The 23,802-nt window shown below is 62.5% G+C and carries 18 protein-coding genes and 1 riboswitch; of the genes, 7 read left to right on the top strand and 11 right to left on the bottom strand.

Annotation, left to right across the window (positions count from 1 at the left end; all coding sequences use genetic code 11):
• Positions 1 to 45 precede the first annotated feature (45 nt).
• Positions 46 to 3,501 (top strand): indolepyruvate ferredoxin oxidoreductase family protein, encoded by a 3,456-nt coding sequence (locus tag G4D79_RS11820; protein ID WP_214514239.1) that lies wholly within the window; start codon positions 46 to 48, stop codon positions 3,499 to 3,501.
• A gap of 94 nt (positions 3,502 to 3,595) precedes the next feature.
• Here G4D79_RS11820 and G4D79_RS11825 read toward each other — a convergent pair whose 3' ends face one another.
• The 3 genes from G4D79_RS11825 to G4D79_RS11835 form a co-directional block, all read right to left on the bottom strand.
• A complete protein-coding gene (locus G4D79_RS11825) occupies positions 3,596 to 4,255 on the bottom strand; it encodes an LppP/LprE family lipoprotein (protein ID WP_003940243.1) in 660 nt (219 codons plus the stop codon).
• A gap of 93 nt (positions 4,256 to 4,348) precedes the next feature.
• Positions 4,349 to 6,016 (bottom strand): amidohydrolase, encoded by a 1,668-nt coding sequence (locus G4D79_RS11830; RefSeq protein WP_099697799.1) that lies wholly within the window; start codon positions 6,014 to 6,016, stop codon positions 4,349 to 4,351.
• 16 nt (positions 6,017 to 6,032) lie between these two features.
• On the bottom strand, positions 6,033 to 7,283 hold the full coding sequence (locus G4D79_RS11835) for an MFS transporter (protein ID WP_007733614.1): 1,251 nt from the start codon (positions 7,281 to 7,283) through the stop codon (positions 6,033 to 6,035).
• A gap of 216 nt (positions 7,284 to 7,499) precedes the next feature.
• On the opposite strand from G4D79_RS11835, the gene G4D79_RS11840 reads away from it, so the two are divergent.
• Positions 7,500 to 8,129, top strand: a complete 630-nt coding sequence (locus G4D79_RS11840; RefSeq protein ID WP_007733613.1) for a TMEM175 family protein — start codon at positions 7,500 to 7,502, stop codon at positions 8,127 to 8,129.
• On the opposite strand, the gene G4D79_RS11845 is transcribed toward G4D79_RS11840, so the two are convergent.
• Positions 8,126 to 8,710, bottom strand: coding sequence for a CGNR zinc finger domain-containing protein (locus G4D79_RS11845; protein ID WP_180279620.1), 585 nt, complete (start codon positions 8,708 to 8,710; stop codon positions 8,126 to 8,128). The genes G4D79_RS11840 and G4D79_RS11845 overlap by 4 nt on opposite strands.
• Positions 8,711 to 8,812: 102 nt before the next feature.
• Between G4D79_RS11845 and G4D79_RS11850 the strand changes: the two genes are divergently transcribed.
• The 4 genes from G4D79_RS11850 (at position 8,813) to G4D79_RS11865 (ending at position 13,977) form a co-directional block, all read left to right on the top strand.
• Positions 8,813 to 9,715, top strand: coding sequence for an NAD(P)-dependent oxidoreductase (locus G4D79_RS11850; RefSeq protein WP_099698082.1), 903 nt, complete (start codon positions 8,813 to 8,815; stop codon positions 9,713 to 9,715).
• Positions 9,712 to 10,911, top strand: coding sequence for an MFS transporter (locus G4D79_RS11855; RefSeq protein ID WP_099698081.1), 1,200 nt, complete (start codon positions 9,712 to 9,714; stop codon positions 10,909 to 10,911). Before G4D79_RS11850 ends, G4D79_RS11855 begins: the two co-directional genes overlap by 4 nt.
• 12 nt (positions 10,912 to 10,923) lie before the next feature.
• On the top strand, positions 10,924 to 11,439 hold the full coding sequence (locus G4D79_RS11860) for a hypothetical protein (RefSeq protein ID WP_099698080.1): 516 nt from the start codon (positions 10,924 to 10,926) through the stop codon (positions 11,437 to 11,439).
• 114 nt (positions 11,440 to 11,553) lie between these two features.
• On the top strand, positions 11,554 to 13,977 hold the full coding sequence (locus G4D79_RS11865; protein WP_007733608.1) for an ATP-dependent Clp protease ATP-binding subunit: 2,424 nt from the start codon (positions 11,554 to 11,556) through the stop codon (positions 13,975 to 13,977).
• Between the two features lie 50 nt (positions 13,978 to 14,027).
• Here the strand turns inward: G4D79_RS11865 and G4D79_RS11870 are convergent, their stop codons facing one another.
• From G4D79_RS11870 to G4D79_RS11890, 5 genes are all read right to left on the bottom strand, one after another.
• Positions 14,028 to 15,920: an FAD/NAD(P)-binding domain-containing protein gene (locus tag G4D79_RS11870; protein ID WP_223304426.1), complete on the bottom strand. Its 1,893-nt coding sequence runs from the start codon at positions 15,918 to 15,920 to the stop codon at positions 14,028 to 14,030.
• A 176-nt stretch (positions 15,921 to 16,096) separates the two neighbouring features.
• Positions 16,097 to 17,287 (bottom strand): fumarylacetoacetase, encoded by a 1,191-nt coding sequence (gene fahA / locus G4D79_RS11875; RefSeq protein ID WP_054188907.1) that lies wholly within the window; start codon positions 17,285 to 17,287, stop codon positions 16,097 to 16,099.
• A complete protein-coding gene (locus tag G4D79_RS11880) occupies positions 17,284 to 18,153 on the bottom strand; it encodes a hypothetical protein (RefSeq protein WP_073512784.1) in 870 nt (289 codons plus the stop codon). The genes fahA and G4D79_RS11880 overlap by 4 nt, the downstream gene beginning before the upstream one ends.
• On the bottom strand, positions 18,150 to 19,349 hold the full coding sequence (locus tag G4D79_RS11885; protein WP_030535304.1) for a homogentisate 1,2-dioxygenase: 1,200 nt from the start codon (positions 19,347 to 19,349) through the stop codon (positions 18,150 to 18,152). Before G4D79_RS11885 ends, G4D79_RS11880 begins: the two co-directional genes overlap by 4 nt.
• A gap of 108 nt (positions 19,350 to 19,457) precedes the next feature.
• Positions 19,458 to 20,009 carry a MarR family winged helix-turn-helix transcriptional regulator gene (locus G4D79_RS11890; protein WP_003939926.1) on the bottom strand — a complete coding sequence of 184 codons (552 nt, stop codon included), beginning with the start codon at positions 20,007 to 20,009 and terminating at the stop codon, positions 19,458 to 19,460.
• A 55-nt stretch (positions 20,010 to 20,064) separates the two neighbouring features.
• Between G4D79_RS11890 and G4D79_RS11895 the strand changes: the two genes are divergently transcribed.
• Complete coding sequence (locus G4D79_RS11895) at positions 20,065 to 20,463, top strand: hypothetical protein (protein ID WP_235867862.1); 399 nt, start codon at positions 20,065 to 20,067, stop codon at positions 20,461 to 20,463.
• Between the two features lie 58 nt (positions 20,464 to 20,521).
• Here the strand turns inward: G4D79_RS11895 and metE are convergent, their stop codons facing one another.
• Positions 20,522 to 22,786 carry a 5-methyltetrahydropteroyltriglutamate--homocysteine S-methyltransferase gene (gene metE / locus G4D79_RS11900; protein ID WP_099698089.1) on the bottom strand — a complete coding sequence of 755 codons (2,265 nt, stop codon included), beginning with the start codon at positions 22,784 to 22,786 and terminating at the stop codon, positions 20,522 to 20,524.
• 158 nt (positions 22,787 to 22,944) lie between these two features.
• Positions 22,945 to 23,146: riboswitch (cobalamin riboswitch) on the bottom strand.
• A gap of 105 nt (positions 23,147 to 23,251) precedes the next feature.
• Positions 23,252 to 23,689, bottom strand: coding sequence for a helix-turn-helix domain-containing protein (locus tag G4D79_RS11905; RefSeq protein WP_099698079.1), 438 nt, complete (start codon positions 23,687 to 23,689; stop codon positions 23,252 to 23,254).
• Positions 23,690 to 23,802 lie beyond the last annotated feature (113 nt).

The following is a 23,802-nucleotide window of genomic DNA, read 5'->3' on the forward strand; positions in this document are numbered from 1 at the left end:
ATGCACGGTAGTTGAAATGCACTGCAGACGGAACGGTGGTCCACGATGACTGAACTGGTGTCGGGCGTAGCCCAGGCCAAGCCCTATGACCTCGATGATCGGTACCGGTCGGGATCGGGACCGGTGTTGCTGACCGGTGTTCAGGCAATTGCACGCGGCTTCGTCGAGCAGCACGTTCGCGACATTCGGGCAGGTAAGCGTATTGCCACCTTCGTCTCCGGTTACCAGGGCAGCCCCCTCGGCGGCGTCGACAAGATGCTTCACGGCATGCCCAAGGTTCTCGCCGAGCACGACATCACCTTCATCCCTGGCTTCAACGAGGAGCTCGCCGCCACGGCGGTATGGGGAAGCCAGACGGATCTCCCCGCCGGAACCGCGACCCACGACGGCGTGACCGGCGTCTGGTACGGCAAGGGCCCCGGCGTCGACCGCGCTACCGACACCATTCGCCACGCCAACATGTACGGCGTGAACCCCAAGGGCGGCGTCGTCCTCCTGGTGGGCGACGACCCCGCGTCGAAGTCCTCCACGGTTCCGGCCGTCAGCGAGCGCTCGCTTGCCGCGATGGGCGTGCCGGTTCTCTTCCCACGCAATGCCGAAGAGATCATCACGATGGGTATGCACGCCGTTGCTCTCTCGCGTGTCTCCGGTTGCGTCGTAGCGCTGAAGATCGTCGCCGACGTCGCAGACGGTGCCTGGACGATCGACGGCAGCATCGCGGACTTCGACATCGTGGTTCCGGAAGTGCAGTTCGAGGGCAAGCCCTTCGTCTACAAGCAGCGTCAGATGGCCGCGCCGCCGGACAGTGTCATCGCCGAGGCCGATCTGTACGGCCCGCGATGGGATCTTGTGCACGCGTACGGAACTGCCAACAACCTCGATGTGATCGAGGTCAACCCCTCCGGTGCGAAGATCGGTATCGCCGCCACCGGTACAACTTTCGACTCCGTCCGACAAGCTCTGGCAGACCTCGGCGTCGATGATGCCGCGCTGCACCGCGCCGGGATCCGTCTCCTTCGCATCGGAATGTGCTACCCCGTCGTGGGCGAGAAGATCAAGGAGTTCGCCGAAGGTCTCGAGCAGATCGTCGTGGTCGAGGACAAGACCGCGTTCATCGAAGCTCAGATCCGGGAAGTCCTGTACGGCACCGACGATGCCCCTCGCATCATCGGCAAGCGTGACGGCCAGGGCCGTCTGCTCATGCCTGCCAGTGGTGAACTGACCGCAGGCCGGCTGCTCGCCCCGTTGCGCCGCGTACTGAAGCCGCACGTCGAACTCAAGCGCACCCTCCCGGCCCCGCTGTCGCTCAACGTGCTCTCCGCCAAGCGAACCGCGTACTTCTGCAGCGGGTGCCCCCACAACCGTTCCACCGCTATTCCCGAGGGTTCCATCGGCGGCGGCGGAATCGGTTGCCACACACTCGTCACCATGTCCGGCCGTGAGGACAGCGCTGTCACCGGCCTGACGCAGATGGGCGGCGAGGGCAGCCAGTGGATCGGGCAGGCACCGTTCACCGACGTGCCTCACCTGTTCCAGAACATCGGCGACGGCACCTTCTTCCACTCCGGTCAGTTGGCTGTCCAGGCATGCATCGCCGCAGGCGTGAACATCACCTACAAGTTGCTCTACAACGAAGTAGTAGCGATGACCGGTGCACAGGACGCGGAAGGTGCCCTCTCCGTTGCTCAGCTCAGCCACAAGCTGACCACCGAGGGCGTCAAGCAGATCATCATCTGCGCCGACGAGCCTTCGCGTCACAACAAGCGCGCTCTGGCCAAGGGCACCAAGCTCTGGCACCGCGATCGCCTCGACGAGGCCCAGAAGGAGCTTCGCGAGATCAAGGGCGTCACAGTGTTGATCTACGACCAGCACTGTGCGGCCGACGCTCGTCGCCAGCGCAAGCGTGGCACGCTGCCCACTCGCAACACTCGCGTCGTCATCAACGAGGCGGTGTGCGAAGGCTGCGGTGACTGCGGTGTGAAGTCGAACTGCCTCTCGGTCCAGCCCGTGGACACCGAGTACGGCCGCAAGACGAAGATCGACCAGACATCCTGCAACACCGATTACACCTGCATGGACGGCGATTGCCCGTCGTTCGTGACCGTCGAATTGGTACCGGGCAAGAAGGCTCCGAAGGCCGCACGTCCCGTCCCGCCCGTCGTCGCAGACCCCGATTTCGGACCGCTCACCAGCACGCAGAACGTGTTCCTCGCGGGCATCGGCGGCACCGGCATCGTGACCGTCAACCAGGTGCTCGCAACGGCTGCACTGCGCGCCGGCCTCGAAGTGGAGAGCCTTGACCAGATCGGACTGAGCCAGAAGGCCGGACCGGTTGTCTCGCACCTGCGTTTCAGCTCCAGCGCGCTCGAGCCGTCCAACCGCCTCACTCCGGGCAGCGCGGATTGCATCGTCGCCTTCGACCTGCTGACCGCGACGGACAACAAGAACCTCGACTACGGCAACGCCGAGAAGACGGTCTCCATCGCCTCGACGTCGCAGACGCCGACCGGAGACATGGTCTACGACAAGGCTGTTCGCTACCCCGAGGAGACGTCACTCCTCGCCCGTCTCGACAAGGTGTCGCGCACCCTGCGTTCGTTCGACGCACTCGCCGCGGCACAGGAGTTGTTCGGTAACACCGCAGCGGCCAACTTCCTGCTGATCGGTGCTGCCTACCAGAGCGGTGGACTTCGTCTGCCGGCCGAGGCCATCGAAGAAGCGATCGGCATCAACGGCGTTGCCGTGGACGCGAACATCGCGGCATTCCGTTGGGGTCGTGCAGCAATTGCCGACACCGAAGCGTTCTCGGCCGTCACCACGCCGGCCAAGTCCGTCCGCGAACCCGTTGTCGCACCGGCTCACATGTTCGCCGGAACCACCTTCACCGGTGAAACCCTGCGACTGGTGGAACTGCGTGCAGCGCAGCTCATCGAGTTCCAGTCCGTCAAGATCGCCCAGCGTTACATCGATCAGGTTCAGGCAGTCTGGACCGCCGAACGTGCCGCAACCGAGCGGACCGATTTCAGCGAGGCTGTTGCCCGCGGCCTGTTCAAGTTCACCGCGTACAAGGACGAGTACGAAGTTGCTCGTATGCTGGTCGACCCCGCATTCATCGAGGACGTCAAGTCTCAGGTGCCGGCCGGGGAGAACCTGACCTACAAGCTCCACCCGCCGATCCTTCGAGTGATGGGCCGCAAGAAGAAGATCGGTCTCGGACCCAAGTCGCATGTTGCACTGAAGGTTCTGGCCAAGGGTAAGAAGCTTCGCGGTACCAAGCTCGACCCCTTCGGCTACATGCACGTCCGCAAGGTCGAGCGTGAACTGCTCGCCGAGTACGAGGCCATGATCGCTGACCTCTCTCGTACGCTCGCAACCGACGGATACGATCGCGCCGTCGAGATCGCGGCACTGCCGGACGTGGTTCGCGGTTACGAAGACATCAAGCTCGGCAACATCGAGCTGTACAAGACTCGCCTGCGCGAACTCGGTGTCGGTGAGTAGGAGCGCCGGCGAGTAGATCGAACAAGACTGTGCCCCAGTGACCGTCGTCGCTGGGGCACAGTTGCATTCAGGGCCTTCTCGGACCCAGGCAGGTTCAGGAGGGCGGGAACTGGCCGTCGGCAACCACGGCGCTGCCGTTCCACGTGAAGTTCACTATGTTCGGTCCGCCTTGGGGACAGCAGAATGCATCGTCGTCCAGCAGCCAACGGTATTGGACGGATACCGAATCCTTGTTGCTGTCGATGACGTGTGTGTACGAGTACGGCTCACTGGTAGCCGTGCCCAGGTATGTTCCGTCGTGGAAGAACAGGACGTGTGACTGGTAAGTCGCATCGCCGACGCCGTCGCCGTCCACCGAAACCCAGAGCAGGTCAGGACAATTCCCGATCTGTTCTTCGCTCGCGGATCTCGGTATCCAATTGCCGCCGTTGATGTCGGTGCCCAGCGTGCCGATGGCGTCGGTGACGAGCGAGGAGCCGACGTCGAGACAGGGACCCGAAGCGGGGATTGCTGTCGTAGTCGCCGTCGTGGATGCATTTGTGCGGGTGTTCGATTGTGGCGGGGGAGAGCTCGCTACCGTCGTCTCGGTTTCGTTTGCCGTCGATGTCGCCGACGCCGTTGAACTGGCTGCCGTGGAACTCGCCGCCGCTTCAGGTGTTCCTTCGGTCGACCCACAACCGGCGACCGTCAGGGCAGTGGCCGTCACCAGTGCAGCGGCTGCGACGGCGGCCGAAATCGGAGCTTTCCTGCGCATGCGTCCTCCAGAGTGTATGGGTTCACGTGTTCAAGTCCCTCCTTCGTTCTGTCGCCGGGCCGCATGCGTGCGTTATCGAACAACCGGTAACGATCAGCTATCGGACTCGGTGTTCCGTGCTTCGGTGCTCTTGGCCCCGGCCGCGTCGTATCGCACGGATCCAGCAACGACGGTCATCGCAATCTCTGTGGTCAGGAGAGAATCGACCCCTTCGGTGAACGGATCTTGTTTCAGTACGACAAAATCGGCTGCTTTACCCCGAACCAGCTGGCCGGTCACATCTTCCCACCGGCACGAGTAGGCAGCGTCGCGAGTTGCGTGAGCCAGCGCGTCCGCGAGGGGGAGTGCGTACTTCGGCAGGTTGGGTGCCAGTGACGGATCGATTGCGGATCGACGGGTGGTGGCGATGAACATGTTCGGCAGCGGCGGGTGGGGAGCGGTCGGAGCGTCCGAACCCAACGCCAGAACCGCTCCGGCCTCGGTGAATTCGGGCCAGGGGTACGCGCGATTGACCCGGTAGTCGCCGAGCATCGCCTGCCAGTTCTCCTGGATTGCAGGGTCAGCGTGAACCGGTTGCATCGAGGCGATGATTCCCAGGCGGGCAAGCCTTTCGACGTTGTCCCGGGTGATGGACTCCAAGTGTTCCATTCGGTGCCTGCGGGGAATGTCTCCGTTGGCGGCGATCGCGTACTCGAGTGCCGTCAATCCGATCTCCGACGCCTCGTCGCCGATCGCGTGCATCGCGATCTGCAGGCCTGCGGCGTCAGCGGCTGTCACGACGGGGATCAAGGACTCGAGATCCCAGATGGGCTCGGCGTTGGTGCCGTCCGAGTACGGCTCTTTCATTGCGGCAGTGCAGCTGTCGATCACACCGTCGATGATGATCTTGATTCCGGCGATACGGAGCCACGGACCTTGGACGCGCTCGTGGAGTTCGATCACGTCGTGAACTTGTCCGACGTTGTCGGCCTCGTTGTCCTCGCGGGTCATCAGCCAGTGAGCCGCGACACGCAGCGGCAGTGTTCCGTCTCCTGCGTCCAATGCTCTTTCCAGCGAGGCTAATTCGTCCGCGCCGAGTGCCATGTCGACCGCACCGGTCACGCCGTCCTCGAGATAGTGGCGGAAGGCGAGAGCGAGGGCGGCGTCCCGGTCTTCGTCGGATGCGAGCTCCGCCAGTTTCGGCCAGACGTAGAGCATCATGGCGGTCTCGTACAGCATTCCGGTGGCTTCTCCGGTGTCCGGATCCCGGCCGATACGACCGCCGATCGGATCGGGAGTGTCCGCGTCGATGCCGAGTTCTCGCAGTGCTGCAGTGTTCACCCAGACCGAATGTACGTCGTTGGCGTCGAGGTACACCGGGCGATCGGGTACGACGGCGTCGATCATCTCTCGCGTCGGGTGCCCTCCATCCAGCGCGGAGAACAACCAACTGCGACCCAGCAGTCGTGGTGCGTCCGGGTTCGATTCCGCGAATTGCTTGATGCTGGACTGAATGTCGGCGAGATCGGCGGCATCACGCAGATCCAACTTCTGCAGCGCGAATCCCATCATCGCCAAATGCGTATGGGCGTCGACGAAACCGGGTAGCACGATGGCGCCTTGGAGATCGATCACCTCGGCGTCGGGTGCCAGGATATCGGCATAGACGGTTTCGCCCACGAATCTGAGCTTGTGGTCCTCGACGACCATCGACTCGGCCCATCCGTCGTCGGCAGCCGTGAAGATCTTTCCGTTGCGGTAGTGGGTGATGCTGTCATTCATGACTTCTACGTGATCCTTACGCGATGACGGTAGTAGTGATGGCGGCGCTGTGGTGACGATACGCACCTTCGGTACGTGCGGAGAGTCGGGAAACCAAGGCGAACGGGACCAGTAGAACGAAGCTGATCCCCGAGATGATGACTCCGAAGGTCGGATAACCGAGGCCGGCCGTCACCGAAGTTCCGAACAGCGGCGCGAACGCGGAGCCGATGAGGTAGGTGCCCAGTAGTGGCGCCGACCATCGGCCGGCCGCGTCGAGCGCGGCCGAGATGGCAACCAGGACGATGAACGTGGCCGCGTAGATCGTGTTCCAAGCGATGACCACTACCAGGTAGATCGTGGGATCGGTGGTGAGGCCGGCAGACAGCTTCAGAATTGCCCCGAGTATCAGTAGCACGGAGATCGATACTGTCCGACTGACCCGAGAACCCAACGCGGTCAAGGTAACAGCCGCGAGCACACCACCCGCCGTTGATGCGCTCAGTGCGAGACTCATTTGTTGATCCGAGAGCCCGGCGTGCTCGGAACCCATGATGCCGAGTACTGCCCACAACGAGTCCTCGCTGATCGCCCAGACTGCAAGCATCGCGAGAAATGCGGTTCCGGCAAAAGTGAGACGTTTCGCGCTGACCCCGGCGGGGAGAGCTGTGGTCGTATTGGCGGACTTCGCCGTCTCCGGCGACTCTTTCACCGGGGACGACGGCAACCAGGTGACCGTTGCTGCGGTAGCCAGTGCCAGGACTGCGACGATGCCGAATGCGTTGGTCATGTGTGTGCCGAGGATGGGTATGAGAGCGAGGACGGCTGTGACGACGACACGGTTCACGAGGCCGCTGATGCTTGACGCCCGGTCCGGGTTCGTGAGCGCGGCCAGTGCCGCTCCGCCAACGGATGCGGATCCACCAGCGCCGATACCGCCGACGATGATCGCGGCGCATGCGATCGTCGTGGACGGTGCGATGGCCGCAACGCCGAATGCGGCTGCCATCGCGATCAGGCTGACGCGGCCGAGGAGATGGCGATGCCGGCCCGAGGCGATTCGGGTGGTGGCGAGGCAGGTGACGGCGCAGACCAGCAGCGATGCGGTCAGAACGGCACCGGCAGCGGATTCGGTGACACCGAGGTCCTCGACCATTGCCACGATCATCAGGGGGATGAGGTTCGCGGTGATGAACCCCATGACGCCGATACTGAAGACGGCAATACCGCGGTTGGCGGTGAGTGGAACCCGGTCGGACTGCGTATTCGTCGAAGCGTTGATCGGCACTAGGGCAACCCCATGTCCTGAAGGGGGTGGCTGAACCGACCCCTGGTGGCGTGATGCGAGTCACTTAATGAATGTGATTCGTTAAGTATGGGGATGGGCTCCGCCACGGTCAAGAGATCTAACGAATTTGATTCGTTAATTGTATGTTTCCGGATACGTGCTTCCGTAAAGTGGCGTCGCCGGTCTGTTTCCTGTTGTGAGGCTTATGCTTCCGCAATGGCTGAGATTGCGGAACGCACCCGCTACTTCGAGCGCTACGTCACTTTCATCGACGCGATTGTCGCCATTGCGATCACGCTGCTCGTACTGCCGCTGGTCGAACTCACCAGTGACCACCACGGCACCACGTCGGAACTGCTGCGCGATCACGCTGCGCAGTTCTACTCGTTCGCCCTGAGCTTTCTGGTGATCTTCCGGCTCTGGTGGTCGCAGCATCGGCTGCTTCGTTTTGTGGTCGACGCGGACAAGGTGGTCGTTCGCGGACTGGGGTTGTGGGTGATGACCATCGTGTTCCTGCCCTTCCCGACAGCGCTCGTTGCGGCGCCGTCGCAGGATCTCGGAACCAGGGCTCTCTACATCGGGACAATGGCAGCCAGTGCTGCGTGCCTGGCGGTGGTCGCGTGGGGTCTGGTTCGCAACCCCTCGTTGAGCGAAGAGAATGCGAAGCCGCATTTCACCGCTGAAATCGTCACTTTCCTGATCATGGTGGTGGCGCTGCTCGTCAGTGTGCTCGTTCCGGTGACGTCGTACTTCCCGCTGTTTCTTCTCCTGCTGTCGACGCCGATCGAGAAGCTGTGGAACCGAGTGGCGGCGAAATCGACTGGCGGCGAGCGTGAGATGAGCTAGTCGGCGCGAGCGGTCATCGCGGATTTCTTGGCTTTGTTTCCGCAGATGTTCATCGAACACCAGCGTCGGTTGTTGCCGCGACTGGTGTCGACGTAGAGGCCGGTGCACCCGTCGCCCTGGCAGGCTTTGACGCGGTCCCGGTCGGCTCCACCGAGCACCGCGATCGCGTCGGCAGCCACTATCGACAAAGCGTCGCGGATCGGATTGTCTCCGGCTGATTTCCAGAGGGCCCGGCCACTCTCGAGGACGAGGTGGGCATCACCGAGTTCGGATGCGGTGTTGACGATCCCGACATCGGCGCGTGAGGCACGGCGGTTCTCGCATACGGCGGTTCCGATGCGATGAATGGCCTCACGTAAATCCTGCGCGCCGCGGAGGTCGTCTTCTGTCGCGGTTGCGGGGGCGTCCATCAGATCGTTGGCGCGTAACCATAATTCGAGTCGCTGCGGGCTCGTGAGTCGTTCGAACCTCGAGCCGTTCCGATTGGTGAGGGTGGCGGTGAAGCGGAAGGCGAGCGTGTCGTTGTCGAGTCGAAACACGTCCCGAGCGGATTGATCAGCTCCTGCTTCGTTCACTTTCATCCTCCTTCGTGGCGAACCATCTCAACCGGTTCGACAGCAACTGTACCCGTGTGAGAGTCTTGAACCGTCTTAGATGGTTCAGCACTTTCGAGAGGGAAATCCATGACTTCTGTTTCCGTGGTCGGCTTGGGCGCGATGGGTCGTCCCATCGCTCGAAATCTACTGGGCGCAGGCTTCGACGTGACGGTGTGGAATCGCAGCCCTGAAGCGGTAGCCGAACTGGTCGAGGAAGGGGCGATCGGCGCGAAAACCGTTGCCGAGGCATTCCAGTCCGGTGTTGTGCTGTCGATGTTGGCAGATGATTCGGCCGTGTCTTCGGCCATTCTGGATCCCGCCGTCCTCGCATCCGTTCCGAGTGGAACCGTGCACGTCAACATGGCCACCGTCAGCGTCGAACTTGCCAAGCGCGCCGCCGCACTGCACGCCGAGTACGGCATCGGGTACATCGCGGCGCCGGTGTTCGGACGCGTTTCTGTTGCTCAGGCTGGTCAGTTGAACATCATCGCCGCCGGCGACAGTTCCCTCCTCGAGCGAGTGCAACCCTTTCTCGACGTCATCGGTGCTCGCACGTGGCCACAAGGTGAGCGTCCGGAGCAGGCCAACATCGTCAAGATCATCGGCAATTACCTCATCCTCGCCGCGATTCAATCCTTGGGCGAGGCAATCGCATTGGGGGAGAGGTCAGGTGTGGACGGAAGCCAACTCGTAGAACTGCTGACCTCGACGATCTTCCCGGGGCCGGTCTACTCCAGCTACGGAAACCTCGTCGCGACGCGTCAGTACGAGCCTGCAGGATTCACCACAGCTCTGGGCTTCAAGGATTTGAGGCTTGCGCTCGACGCCGCCGACAGCGTCGATCTGGATTTGCCGTTCGGTGGCGTACTTCGAGGCGTGCTCGCTCAGGCTCTGGCGAACGGTCAGGGCGAGATGGACTGGGCGTCTATTGCAGAACTGGTCCGTTCCGGCCAGTCGGGTGAAGGCAGTCCCGAAACACCGACGAGGTGAGCTCGAACTCGGACCGGACGGCGACTTCGGCACTGGCGGAGACCGATTCCGTCCGGACACTACCGCTGGCCGGGTTGTCGGCACTCGCAATGGCAGGCTTCATAGCGATCACAACCGAAACCATGCCGGCCGGACTACTGGTGCAGATCGGGTCAGGGTTGTCCGTATCGGTCTCCGGCGCAGGGCAATTGGTCACCGCATACGCATTGGGTTCCGTCGTCGGGGCGGTACCACTGATCGCATTGACCCGAGGATTGCGACGGCGTGCTGTCCTGGTGTCGGCGATTCTGGGGTTCGGTGTCTTCAATCTGGTGACAGCGCTTTCGTCGAATCTTGTTCTCACCTTCGGTGTTCGGTTTCTGGCCGGTATGGCGGCAGGTGTGGTGTGGGGGTTGCTTGCCGGGTACGCACGCAGGATGTCGCCCCCTCACCTGCAGGGGCGGGCCGTTGCGGTTGCCTCCGTCGGACAGCCGATCGCGTTGGCAATCGGCGTTCCGATGGGGGCGTGGCTCGGGACCCTGGTCGATTGGCGCGTCGTCTTCGCCGTGATGTCGGTTGCTGCGCTACTTCTGGTCGCGTGGATACTCACGGTGATGCCGGACTTTCCCGGGCAACAAGCGGATCGGCAGCTGCCGGTGCGGAAAGTCTTGGTCCTGCCTGGCGTACGACCGATTCTGTTTGTCGCGTTCTTGTGGATCCTCGCGCACAACATCGTGTACACGTATCTGGCGGCGTTTCTGGATCGCATCGGTTTCGGCGATCGGTTGGGAATCGTCTTGTTCGTGTTCGGACTTTTCGCCTTCGTGGGCATCGGTGTGGTCGGGGTGTTCGTCGATCGGGCCCTTCGAAGTCTCACCGTGCTGAGCTTGGTGGTCTTTGCCGCAGCTTTGACGGCGTTGGGCGGCGGCGGTGACAGCTTCGCTGTGATCGCACTCAGCGTTGCGGCGTGGGGTGTGGCATTCGGAGGCGCTCCCACTCTCCTTCAGACGGCGCTCGCGGATACGACGGGCGACGCTGTGGACACTGCGCAATCGGTTTTCGTGACGATCTTCAATTCGGCGATCGCAGCGGGCGGCGTCGTAGGCGGGCTGATCTTGGCGGACAGGGGTGCGGGAGCGTTGCCGTTGGTTTCGCTGGTGCTGATCGTCGTCGGTGTTCTTGTGGTCAGTATCCGACAATTCGGGCATAGCTTGTGATTCACTTCACGCATGCGGAAGTCATTGTTGGTGGTTGCTCTCGTTGCTACGTGGTTTGTCGCCGGAGCGATGCCCGCGGGGGCTGCGGATGCGAATTGGTCCGGTGATTACTCGCTCAAGCGTTTCGCCGCGACCAAGACGGGCACAAGTCTGGCCGCCAGCCAGTGGGAGCCGGATTTCTCCGATACATACACGTTCGAGACGGATTGCTCGAGCGGAGTCTGTATCGCCACAGTGGTCGGCGGTCCGGCTCCCGCCAATCCGACGTTGCCGCAGCCTGCTCGATACACCTGGGACGGAACCAGTTGGGTGCACCCCTATGACTGGGAGTGGGATTGCTACCAGGGGGAAGGCGTGCCCAAGGTGTGGGCACCGGCGCACTCCGAGGCGTATTACACACCTCAGCCCGATGGCAGTCTGAAAGGTTCGTGGCGTACCGACATCGCGAGTGGTCCCTGCGAGGGATCGGTGATCATGCACCTCGAGGCGTACCCGGTCGGTCGATCTACCGGATCCTTCGGTAGTTGAGAACGATCTGTGGCCCGAAGGTGTTGAAACAAATCTGAGCCCGCGGGAATTGATCGAGCCCCATGCACGTTAATTGAGTCAGTAACGCTCAACTTTCTGCAAGGAGGCTTCGGAATGCCAGCATTCTTCGGGCCCGAGGGTCCCGGTCGCATCGATATTTCCCGGCTCATGAGCAGGGCCACCCAGCAACTCATGGCTGACGCTGCACGTGTAGCGGCTGCTCGCGGTGATTCGGATCTCGATGCACTGCACGTTCTCCGCGTCATGGCGGAGCAGGATCCGGTCCGCACGCTCATGCAGCGCGCCGGAGCCGACCCGAAATCCGTGGTCGACGCCGTCGACCTGCGGCTGCCACAAGGCCGTGAGCAGGGGGCCTACTCTGCTCCTGCGCTCAGCAGCGCCGTGAAAACCGCTCTACTCGAGGCTCATCAACTGGCTCGAGCCCTGGGATCGACGTACATCGACCCCGAACATCTCTTCATCGCCCTGGCCGGTGACCCCGATCATGTTCCGGGTCGTCTGCTCGCTTCGGCCGGCATCACGCCGGAGAAGCTGCAGGCAGCGGTTCAGAATCCCGCAGCCGGTCCAGTCGAAGACGAGTCCACCACACCGACGCTCGACAAGTACGGCATCGATCTCACCGATCGCGCCCGCAACGGCGGCGTCGATCCGGTGATCGGCCGCGCCGACGAGATCGAACAGACCATCGAGATCCTCTCCCGCCGCACCAAGAACAACCCGGTCCTGGTGGGTGAGGCCGGCGTCGGCAAGACTGCCATCGTCGAAGGTCTCGCCCAGCGCATCGTCGACGGGGATGTCCCGGAATCGTTGGTGGGCAAGAAGATCGTCCAGCTCGAACTCTCGAGCATGGTCTCGGGTACCCGTTACCGCGGAGACTTCGAGGAACGGCTGACCAAGGTGATCGACGAGATCACCGCACACAAGGACGAGCTGATCGTCTTCATCGACGAGATGCACACCATCGCCGGTGCCGGAGGCGGCGCAGACGGTGCGATGGACGCCGGAAACATCCTCAAGCCCAAGCTCGCTCGCGGTGAACTGCACATCGTCGGCGCCACCACGCTCGACGAATACCGTAAGAACATCGAGAAGGATCCCGCGCTCGAGCGGCGCTTCCAGCCCGTACAGGTCGGAGAGCCGTCGATCGAGGACGCGATCGCCATCTTGAGCGGCCTGCGCAGTCGGTACGAGGATCACCACAAGGTCCATTACACCGACGAGGCGATCACCGCTGCGGTAGAGCTGTCGGCACGTTACATCGGCGACAGGTTCTTGCCGGACAAGGCAATCGACCTGATCGACCAGGCCGGCGCCAGGCTTCGCTTGAAGACGGCCACGGTAGACACCGCTGCGCTGCAGCAGCGTCTCGAGCAGCTCGAGAGCGACAAGGAAAAAGCCGTCGCCGACGAGTTGTACGAGAAGGCGTCGACCCTGCGTGACGAGATCAACGGCGTCGCAAAGCGTCTCGAGAAGGCAGGATCCTCGGTTCCTTCCGAGGAAACGCCGGACGTGACCGCTGAACAAATCGCCGAAGTTGTCGCTCGCGCAACGGGTATTCCGGCAAGCCAGATGACTCAGGCAGAGAAAGATCGCCTGCGCCGTCTGGAAGAGGAACTGCACGGTCGTGTCATCGGGCAAGATGACGCCGTTCGCGCCATCGCGCGTGCCGTGCGTCGTAGCCGGACCGGTATGAGCGATCCGGATCGTCCCGTCGGTAGCTTCCTGTTCCTCGGACCCACTGGCGTCGGCAAGACGGAGCTCGCAAAAGCTCTGGCTGCCACACTCTTCGGAGACGAGAACAAGATGCTGCGCTTCGACATGAGTGAGTTCGGTGAGAGGCACACGGTCAGCCGATTGGTCGGTGCTCCTCCCGGATACGTCGGCTACGGCGAGGCCGGACAGCTCACGGAACAGGTGCGTCGTAACCCGTACTCGGTGATCCTGCTCGACGAGATCGAGAAGGCACACCCGGACGTGTTCAACACCTTGCTCCAGGTGCTCGACGACGGCCGTCTGACCGACGGTCAGGGTCGGACGGTGGACTTCAAGAACACCGTCGTGATCATGACCAGCAACCTCGGCTCGGACATCATCTCGAGCAAGTCCGGTGGACTCGGCTTCACCACGGGTGACGCAGAGTCGGCGGAGAAGCCACTGCGCGACCGCGTGATGGCCAGGTTGCGCGAATCGATGCGGCCGGAGTTCCTCAACCGTATCGACGAGATCGTGATCTTCCGCAAGCTCGACACCGAGCAACTGCACCGGATTACTGATCTGCTGCTCGACGACAGCCGGAAGCGGCTGCAGTCCAAGGGCATCGAGATCGAGTTCACTGCCGACGCGGTGGACTGGATCGCCGAGCACGGGCATCAACCCGAGTTCGGGGCTCGCCCGTTGCGTCGTTCGATTCAGCGTGTGGTCGACGACAAGATCGCCGACATGCTGCTCGACGATCTCCTCGAAGAGGGCGGCAGTATCACCGTCGCGGTTGACGAGGGTGAGTTGGTGTTCAGCTAGGGGCACAGCCCCCTGTGAGCGGTTAGGGAGTCCCAGGACTCCCTAACCGCTCACAGGCGCGTAGCACCCAAAATCTCCGCCGCCAGGGCATCGTTATGCCGGAAGAACCCTGCATTGGTACGGGGACGAGGGAAAGCCGCCGACCAGTTATGGCCTGCAACCCACGGCCCGGCCGCGAAGCGGCGGGGATGAGCAGTGTTGTTCTGGTCGAGAATTCGTGAAGTACCGTCGACGGCGAGCTTCGCCGAACTGTCCACGGTCGCACGAAGTTCGACTGCCTCGCCCCGACGGTGAAGCGTCCGCAGGAGCAAGTCACCGCTCGCGCTGATGGAAGCAACCGGCAAGCGTGCTTCGACGAGGGTGTTCGCGGCCACGATGTCGGTGTGCGACGCACTGCGCGCGACAAAGATCCCAGCCCCCGTTGCCGGGTCGATCTCGGTGGAGAACACCGAATCCGGCCCGAGGAACTGGACGATGCCCGCCTCGTTGAGGGCGACCAACTGTTCCAAACGCTCGGGCGGCGGACCACTGGCGATGAAGCTGAAGAACGAATGAAGCCAACCCTCGACGTCCTTGGCGACGGATTCGGCCGGGATTCTGCCGCGCCGCAACAATTCTCCGACGGTCATGTACGTCGACAGCAGCGCTGAGAAGACAGCCGCGTCGGCGCTGAAATACGGGTCCGACCTCCGCGCGACATCCGCCGAGATGTATTCGGTGATCCGGGACTGGACCTCGGCAAGCCCGTCGTAGCGCTCACCGCCGAGTGGACGGTTCAGCCGCTCGAGATCGATACGGTCTTCCGGCTTCGGGACTGCGTTCTCGACCAGTTCCTGCAATCGAGGCGATCCCCAAGCCAGCGAGGCGAATTCGGCGTCGAACTCCTCCCAGGTGCCCACTGTCCGATCCGGGTGAGATGCGAACAGCTCGTAATAGTGGGCGCCTGCCAGTTCTTTCGACGCCAAGGGCCAGATGTCGTTTCGGAAATCCAACGGTCCGTCGCCGGGAACGAGATCAGCGGTGAAGAACCGCGGTAGCGGTGGCCGCGCGTCAGCGATCGAGTACGAAATCTTGGAATGATACGGCACTCCGCGACGAGATCCGGCATACAACAGGGGTTCCCGACCCGAGGGAGCGTAAGTGAGGACGCCGTCTTCACCGCGTTCGAAGATGCCGCCACGGCTCTCGGCGAGGAGAACCATCCAGTCGATGAAAGCCAGCCCGAGTCCGGCGATCAGAACCGGTTCGCCTTCGGGAATGACATCGGCGTCGAGATCGGCAGTGTAGCCCGGACCCACATACGTCAACCCGTGATCGGACGCGAAGCTGGTCAGCGCGGTTTCGCGTGGGGCAGGCAACGCATCGGGGTGCCCCTGTGCGAGAAGGACGGTCGTCGCGTCGATGACAGCTCCGTCGTCCAGATGAACCGTCTGTGTCTCGCCGACGTTCACGATGTCGACCACGGATCGTCGATGAACTCGAACGTCGACGTGCGCTGGCGCGGAGTCGACTGCAGTCTCGAACACCCAGTTCAGGTATCGGCTCTGCAGTGACCTCGATGCAAACGACGACGGGGTGAGCGTCGGAACTTCTGCTGCGATTTCTGGGAATTCGGCAAGCTCAGCCGAGCGCTCGGCGACCCATTCCGCGAGGGTCGGACCCGGCAGCACCGGGCCGATCACGGCGGTGGTCTCGTCAGTGAACATCGTGACGTCCGCGGTTGTCGAATTCATCCACAGAAGCGGCGCCTGGCTGCCTCGCCAAATACGGCCGGCGCCTGCCGGATACGGGTCGACAACGTGAATGTCGATCGGTGTGGGATCGGCGTTCACCGATTCGTGAGCGAGGATCCGCTCGAGTACGCCGGTCCCGCGGGGTCCACCACCCACGATCACGATGACAGCTGCTGTCCCCACTGAGGTACGGGGTCGATCGCCTGGCACGAGTCCTCCATCGGACCTGGCAGAAAGCACCCGCACCTCAGCAGAGGGGGTTGCTGCGACGTCACGGAGCCAGGACTCTCGATCGCTCTGGATGGTTAGTCCAGCTTATCTTCGGAGAATCGTGAGGCAAGGAATTCCGGACATCAGATCAGCGTGAATTAAACAGTTGTCAATCACTATCTTTCGGTTTGCGTTGCAGGCAGGATCCGAGCGTGAACATCCCCGAAGCCGATTCGTGATCCGCCGACGCCGGGAGCGGTGGCTGAGATGGCGATGGTGTCGCCGTCTTCGAGAAAGGTACGGGTCTCGGAGCCCACAGCTACGGGTTCCTTGCCGCCCCACGTCAACTCGATGAAGGCGCCGCGCTGATCTTTGTCCGGTCCGGAAATGGTTCCGGACGCGAAGAGATCGCCGGTGCTCGCTGCTGCGCCGTTGATGGTGGTGTGCGCGAGCATCTGCGCAGGCGACCAGTACATCTGGGCGTAGGGCGGCCGGGAGACGACGTGACCGTTCCATTCGACGGCCAGGTCGATGTCCAGCCCCCACTTCTCTTCACCACGCAGATAGGAAAGCGGTTCGGGATCCTGCACCGGAGTGTCGATTCGGGCTGCTTCGAGAGCGAGCAAGGGTACGACCCACGGTGAGATGGAGGTCGCGAAACTCTTCCCCAGGTTCGGACCGAGGGGCACGTACTCCCACGCCTGGATGTCTCGGGCAGACCAGTCGTTCACGACGACGGCGCCGAAGACGTGCTCGGCAAATTCGTCCGGGGTGATGGAATCGCCCATCTTCGAGGGAGTTCCGACGATGAATCCCATCTCGGCTTCGATGTCGAGGCGCCGGGACGGTCCGAAGTCCGGGCTTTCCTGATCGGGTGCCTTCCGCTGTCCGCAGGGACGAACGATGTCGGTGCCGGAGACGACGACGGTGCTCGAGCGCCCGTGGTATCCGACGGGAAGATGCTTCCAGTTCGGCATCAAGGGGGCTGCGTCCGGGCGGAACAACCGCCCGAGGTTGGTTGCGTGATTCTCCGAGGCGTAGAAGTCGACGTAATCGGCCACTGCGATCGGCAAATGCATTGTCACCGAATCAACGGAAAACACTGCATTCGAGTCTATTTCGCTAGTCACGAGCTCCGTGATCCGGTTTCGCACCGATACCCACTGATCTCGTCCCTGAGCCATGAACGCGTTCAAAGTCGGTTCGGAGAAGACGGAATCACCCAGTGTCGCTGCGAGATCGACCACCGATTCGGCGACGCGCACACCGACACGCGGTAACCCTCCCGCGGGGGAGAAGACCCCGTACGGCAGATTGTCGAGACCGAACAGTGAGTCGGCGGGAATGTCGATGGTCGTGACAGTCATACGAGAGTTCCTTCGGTTTTGTCGGAGCGGACGATCAACCCGAGGCCTTCCAGCTCGGTCAGAGGGTCCGAGATGCTGCAGGTACCGAACGAGAGGAATCGGCGACGCACCTCGCCGGCCTCGTCCTCGGTGAGGTCGGCCAGGGCTTGCGCGATCGATTTTCCATCGCGCTGAGACAGTGCAGCAACAATTTCCGAACGATCGGCGCCCCGCCTCGCCGCGTCGACGGCCACCATGATGTTGAGGAAGCCGTGTTGCTCGAAGCCTGTTTCCGGATCGGTGTTGCGCACGCCGTGGTGCAGTCCCGCAGTCGCCTTGAACGGGATATTGGCTCGGACAACGGATATCACCGCATCGGCGAGCTCTTCCTCGTTCGGGTACGCCTCGGCGACAATCCCGCCGGTGCGAAACTTTGCGGAATGCCCGGCAGTTTCGAGAGCTGCCAGATAGCCCGCGCGCCGATCACCTCGAGGCACCTCGACAAAAATGTCGACGTCGGGATGAGCGGCATGGACACGAGCGATTTCCTCGAAGGCCGCATCGGCGTCCAACCCGTCTGGAATTCCCACCTCGACGGCGGCGACGTGAACACCAGGGATGGCTCGCGCGTTCGAGAGTGCGGCCGCCGTATCGGATGGGCCGGCCGGCACGGTCAGACTCAGCGTCACCGGGCTGTCCGCTGAAACGTACGCAGCCAGTTCGCTCAGTCGAGGCGCGGGAAAAACGAAAGGCCCGACCAGTGCGTCGTAGTCCGCCTGCAGGTAGGCGGCGTGGGCCGGAATTGCTTCGGCGAGAGAAGCATTGCCGGGTGGGAAAAGTGCTGCGTCGTCGCACAGGCCGAGCAGGAGTGGGGAGATGATCGTCATTGCCTAGGCCCCCGCCCTGCCCAACTCCAGGCGTACGCTTCGTCCTCGCAGGCCAGGGCTCCCTCACCCAATTCGAGGGGCCGGAACGTATCGACCATGACGGCCAGCTCGTCGAAGAACTCGGCGCCGATGCTCCGCTCGTAGGCGCCGGGTTGTGGGCCGTGGGCGTGGCCGCCGGGATGAATCGATATCGAACCCTGTCCGATGCCGGAACCCTTGCGTGCCTCGTAGTCACCGCCGCAGTAGAACATGATCTCGTCCGAGTCGACGTTTGAGTGGTAGTACGGCACCGGGATCGACAGGGGGTGGTAGTCGACCTTGCGCGGAACGAAGTTGCAGATCACGAAGTTGTTCCCCTCGAACGCCTGGTGCGCCGGCGGCGGTTGGTGAACACGGCCCGTGATCGGCTCGTAGTCGGAGATGTTGAAGGTGTACGGGTACAGGCAGCCGTCCCAGCCGACGACATCGAAAGGGTGCGTGGGATAAACCATTCGGGTGCCGACGATGCCCGCCGACGTTCGGTGCTTGACCAGTACCTCGACGTCGGTTCCTTCGGCGATCATGGGCGCGATCGGTCCGTGCAGGTCTCGTTCACAGAACGGTGCGTTCTCGAGCAGCTGGCCGAAGCGGGAAAGATAGCGCTTGGGCGGGACGATGTGACTGTTCGCCTCGATGGCGTAGGCACGAAGTGGCTTGTCACCCTTGGGGATCCATCGATGCGTTGTGGACATCGGGATCAGTACGTAGTCACCTTCACTGGCCTCGAGTGCACCGAAGACGGTCTCGACGGTCGCCTCGCCAGATTCGATGTAGACCATCTCGTCGCCGATTGCGTTGCGATACAGGGGAGATGGCGCTGCCGCAACGACGTAGGACAATCGCACGTCGGCATTTCCGAGGATGAGACGACGGCCGGTTACCACGTCGGTCTCGTTCCAGGTGCTTTCGGGAAACAGCGTGTGGAGTTTCAGATGGCGCGGTTTGAGGGGATGGTTGGGGGTTGTGCTCTGATCGCGCAGTTCCCAGACCGTTGCGTCGACGATGGCCGACGGGATCTCGCGGTGGTACAGCAACGAAGAATCCGAGGAGAAACCTTCCTCTCCCATCAGTTCTTCGTAGTAGAGGTTGCCGGACTCGTCACGGTGTTGGGTGTGACGCTTCGGTGGGATGTTGCCGAGTTGTCGATAGAACGCCATGACGGGGCTCCTTCTGTGCTGTTCTGCCTGGCTCACCTCCACCAGATAGTAAATACATTAACTAAAATGATGTGATGAGCGCAACCCTCCAAGGGGTTCGGGTCTATGTCAGTTACGTCCGCGTACGTCGAACTGGCTGCGGTTGGTGATCAGTTTGTCCAGGAGCATGACAAGAATTCGCTGTTCGGCCTCGCTCAGGACGCTTACCCAGGCGTGTTCGCGTTCGTTCTGCTCGCGAAAGGCTTCGACCATGGCTTCTCGGCCCTTGTCGGTCAGGTACAGCTGGACGGAACGGCCGTCGTTCTCGGTGGGCCGACGATCGATCAATCCGTCTGCCAGCAGCGACTTGGACAGATTGGAGACCGCTGCCCTACTCATGCCGGTGAGCTCGGCGGCAGCCTTCGGCTCGATCGGACCGGCCAGCCAGGTGACGAACAACAGCCTGAAGGAGGACCATGACCAGCCGCGAGGGCGGTGGATCGACGACTCGAGATCGTAGGTGACCACGTTGGAAGCCCGATTGAGTGTCAGTAGTACCTCGGTGGCCAGCTGGTCGCGAAAGCCGTGTTCGGTGGCCAGTCGCTTGTTGGCCAGTTCGATGAACGACCAGAAGTTCAGCACGCCGACGGTTGGCTGGTCATCGGTTGTCCGGTCAGTCATGGACTAACCCTAGCGCGATCTACAGTTGATTAATCCGTGTATTAGATTGCAGGCAGTGGGTTTCACGGTCGACATCACCTACGCAACCAGCATCAACGATCTGATTTCCATGCTGTACGCAAAGCATGACTACGACGTGTCCTACTTCGCGTTCAACGTGCTGGAAGAGTCACCGTTCGTGCGTATGTACGGCAACCTGTTCAGCGAATCGCCGTCGAACATCCTCGGTTACAAGAACGCTCGGATGGACGAGTTGCTCGGCAAGCTGCAAACGGCGTCGGGCGAGGATGAGCGGCGAGCCGTCATCGACGATATTCAGACCGTGGTCAACGAGACGGCGCCGATGGCCGTGGTCAACTCCGGCAAGGTCTTCATCCCGTGGCGCGAGAACGTCCACGGAGTGACCCCGAGTGCGGACGGGATTCTGCTCTTCGGCAACACGTGGTTGAGCTGACCCCCGTGCGCCTTTTTGGTAGTGCCCACTACCAAAAAGGCGCACCGGGGCTTTGCCCCTATAGCTCCGCTCGTGCCAACTTCGCGGCTTCGACGAGGTTACGCAGTGACGCCTCGACCTCGACGGAACCGCGGGTCTTCAAACCGCAGTCCGGGTTGACCCACAACCGCTCGACAGGAACAGCTTTGAGTGCCTCACGCAGGGATTCGGCAATCTCGTCGACGCTCGGCACCCGCGGCGAGTGGATGTCGTAGACACCCGGGCCGACGCCGAGGTCGAACCCGACCGAACTGAGATCGTCGAGGACCTCCATGTGTGAGCGCGCCGCCTCGATGGACGTGACGTCCGCGTCGAGGCCGGCGATGGCGCCGATCACCGCTCCGAACTCGGAGTAGCACAGGTGCGTGTGGATCGCGGTGGAATCCGCGACGCCCGAGGTAGCCAACCGGAAGGCGCCGACCGACCAGTCCAGGTAGGCACGCTGATCCTCGGCACGCAGTGGGAGTAGTTCTCGTAGAGCCGGTTCGTCAACCTGGATGATTCCGATTCCGGCGGCCTGCAGGTCGACGGTCTCGTCTCGAATGGCCAGTGCGACTTGATTTGCCGAGTCGGCGAGGGGTTGGTCGTCGCGGACGAACGACCAGGCCAGAATGGTGACGGGTCCGGTGAGCATGCCCTTGACCGGCTTGTCGGTCAGGGACTGCGCGTACGTGATCCAGTCGACGGTCATCTGTTTCGGGCGGGAGACGTCGCCGTACAGAATCGGCGGACGCACGCAGCGGGTGCCGTACGACTGGACCCAACCGTTGGCGGTGGCGAAGAATCCGTCCAACTGCTCCGCGAAGTACTGGACCATGTCGTTGCGTTCCGGCTCACCGTGAACAAGAACGTCCAGGTCCAGCTTTTCCTGGAGCGCAACAACTTCGGCAATTTCGGCGCGCATACGGTTGACGTACTCGGCTTCGTCGATCTCGCCCTTGCGCAGTGCTGCGCGAGCGATGCGGATCTTCGAGGTTTGCGGGTACGAACCGATAGTCGTCGTGGGCAGCGGCGGCAGAGAAAGCAGTTCGTCCTGGGCAGCGCGACGTTCGGCGGCGGGCGCGCGACCGGTCGCCGAGTTCAGCACGGCGGCCAGGCGTCCCCGAACACTCGCATCATTGAGTCTGCGATCGTCCTTGCGGGTCGACGCGGCCGCTCGTGCCAGAGCGAACTCGTCCTCCACCGACTCTCGGCCCTGTGTGAGAGCGGTTGCGAGAGTTACTACTTCCTTGACCTTCTCGGTGCCGAACGCGAGCCACGAGCGCAGGGCCTTGTCGACATCGGCCTCTGCGTCGAGAGTGTACGGAACATGCAGCAGGGAGCACGATGTGGAGACGGCAAGAGTATCCACGCTGCCCAACAGAGCACCCAACGTGCTCAGTGCCGAATCCAGATCCGACCGCCAGATGTTTCGTCCGTCGACCACACCGGCGACGACCAGTTTGCGGGCGAGTTCGGGGACGGAGCCGATCGAATCCTGACCGGCCACCAGGTCGACGGCAAATCCTTCGACGCCGGTGGACGCAAGCGCGGGCAGCGCCTCACGCAGCGAACCGAAGTACGACGCCAACAGGATCGACGGCCGCTCGGACAGCGCTGAAAGCTGTTCGTACGCAGCGCGTGCCGCTTCGATTTCCTCGTCGGTGCGATCGCCTACGAGGGCCGGTTCGTCGAGCTGAACCCAGCTCGCACCGGCCTTCGCGAGCTGACCGAGTAGATCCGCGTAGAGGGGGAGTAGTTCGTCGAGTCGCGAGAGCAGCGGCTCGTCGGTGCCGACAGCCTTCGAGAGCAGCAGGAAGGTGACCGGTCCGATGACGACCGGGCGGGCTGCAATGCCGTCGGAAAGTGCTTCTGCCAGTTCGGACAAGACCTTGGACGGGTCGAGTGCGAACGTGGTGGACGGCGAGATCTCCGGCACCAGGTAGTGGTAGTTGGTGTCGAACCACTTCGTCATTTCGAGCGGCGCGATGGTGTCCGTCCCACGGGCAGCGGCAAAGTAGCGGTCCAACGGATCGGCGACCGACGCGACGCGGTCGGGCAGCGCGCCGAGAAGAACTGCGGTGTCGAGCATCTGGTCGTAGAAGGAGAAGGTATTGACCGGGACGGAGTCGAGGCCCAGGTCACGGAGGTCGGCCAAGCCCTGCCGACGGAGGTCACGGGCGACAGCCTGCAGGGCGTCGGCGTCGATGCGCCCTGCCCAGTAGCTTTCGGTTGCCCGCTTGAGTTCTCGATGAGGACCGATGCGCGGTGAGCCCAGCACGGTCGAAGTGAATGTTGTTGTCACGGAGTTTCTCCAGATTGCCAATGCACTGATGGCCACTGCCGGCAGACGGGTATACCTCACGAGACCTCGAGTTTCAGCGGGCAGCACTGCCCGCACCGCACACGAGGTCCGATGGAGATCTACACGCCCATTCCACGAGGCGGTGGACCGTCGGGCACGGCGTGCCCGACACAGTCGGCAGGTCTTCGGACTCGCGGGCACTCGATCGAGTTGGATCGAACCTACTGGCCGTCGCTTCCCAGGCGGATGCCCAGTGCACATGAACGGCGGTCGTTCCTGCTTACCGCTGCGGGACAGTCCCGGATTTTCACCGGGTTCCCTCTCACCCCGACAGCTTGCGCTGACGGAGCTTCGACGCCGGGACCGGTCTTCGGGGCTCCTCATGACCGTGCCGGGCGAACCAGCTGCATCGACCAGCATAAGGCCAACCCTCCCTGAGCAGTCAAGGAGAGTCGGCGAAGGGCGCTATGCGCGTGACATGTAGGAATTCGAGTCCGGTGGTACGCGCGGAAGATTTTCGGAGGAACGTAGATTCTCCGCCATTTCGACAAGCAGATCCTGTGAAGACGGTGAGAGGTCGACGACACGGGAGGTGAGGTTCCGCAGGCGCACGTTGTGCAGCTGTTCGAGGAGGGAGAGGTCTGCCTCGCCACCTGAGATCGCGGGCGGAGTGTGATCGGACGGGGCGTAGAAGTAGTCCGGATGGACCTTGAAGAAGTGGGCGAGGGCGGCAACCACTTCGGGTGACGGATTGATTCGGACGCCGGTGCGCAGTTGCGACAGGTACGGCGTCGAGATACGGCAGCCGAACTCGGTCATGCCGCGAACGACCATCGCGTTGGTGACGTGAAAGTCGGCAGTCTCGAACAGCGAGTTCAAGCGATCGTTGAACTGGTTCGACATGAGACGTCCCTTCCCCCGCTACGCACAGGCTCCGTCGGTTCAATTAACTGCATCATAGCCAGTTATCGAACGATTAGCTGTTTCAGATTCTCGCGAAGTGGTCGTTTGCAGGG

The organism is Rhodococcus sp. WY5 (genome assembly GCF_018588185.1).
GTDB classification, from domain to species: domain Bacteria; phylum Actinomycetota; class Actinomycetes; order Mycobacteriales; family Mycobacteriaceae; genus Rhodococcus_F; species Rhodococcus_F qingshengii.

What these genes read in the sequence shown, in the direction of transcription:
- G4D79_RS11865 (WP_007733608.1), top strand. Translation starts at nt 11,554, where the DNA reads ATGCCAGCATTCTTCGGGCCCGAGGGTCCCGGTCGCATCGATATTTCC.
- G4D79_RS11840 (WP_007733613.1), top strand. Translation starts at nt 7,500, where the DNA reads ATGGCTGAGATTGCGGAACGCACCCGCTACTTCGAGCGCTACGTCACT.
- G4D79_RS11830 (WP_099697799.1), bottom strand. Translation starts at nt 6,016, where the DNA reads ATGAATGACAGCATCACCCACTACCGCAACGGAAAGATCTTCACGGCT.
- G4D79_RS11890 (WP_003939926.1), bottom strand. Translation starts at nt 20,009, where the DNA reads ATGACTGACCGGACAACCGATGACCAGCCAACCGTCGGCGTGCTGAAC.
- G4D79_RS11905 (WP_099698079.1), bottom strand. Translation starts at nt 23,689, where the DNA reads ATGTCGAACCAGTTCAACGATCGCTTGAACTCGCTGTTCGAGACTGCC.
- G4D79_RS11885 (WP_030535304.1), bottom strand. Translation starts at nt 19,349, where the DNA reads ATGGCGTTCTATCGACAACTCGGCAACATCCCACCGAAGCGTCACACC.
- fahA (WP_054188907.1), bottom strand. Translation starts at nt 17,287, where the DNA reads ATGACTGTCACGACCATCGACATTCCCGCCGACTCACTGTTCGGTCTC.
- G4D79_RS11860 (WP_099698080.1), top strand. Translation starts at nt 10,924, where the DNA reads ATGCGGAAGTCATTGTTGGTGGTTGCTCTCGTTGCTACGTGGTTTGTC.
- G4D79_RS11845 (WP_180279620.1), bottom strand. Translation starts at nt 8,710, where the DNA reads ATGAAAGTGAACGAAGCAGGAGCTGATCAATCCGCTCGGGACGTGTTT.
- G4D79_RS11825 (WP_003940243.1), bottom strand. Translation starts at nt 4,255, where the DNA reads ATGCGCAGGAAAGCTCCGATTTCGGCCGCCGTCGCAGCCGCTGCACTG.
- G4D79_RS11820 (WP_214514239.1), top strand. Translation starts at nt 46, where the DNA reads ATGACTGAACTGGTGTCGGGCGTAGCCCAGGCCAAGCCCTATGACCTC.
- G4D79_RS11880 (WP_073512784.1), bottom strand. Translation starts at nt 18,153, where the DNA reads ATGACGATCATCTCCCCACTCCTGCTCGGCCTGTGCGACGACGCAGCA.
- G4D79_RS11850 (WP_099698082.1), top strand. Translation starts at nt 8,813, where the DNA reads ATGACTTCTGTTTCCGTGGTCGGCTTGGGCGCGATGGGTCGTCCCATC.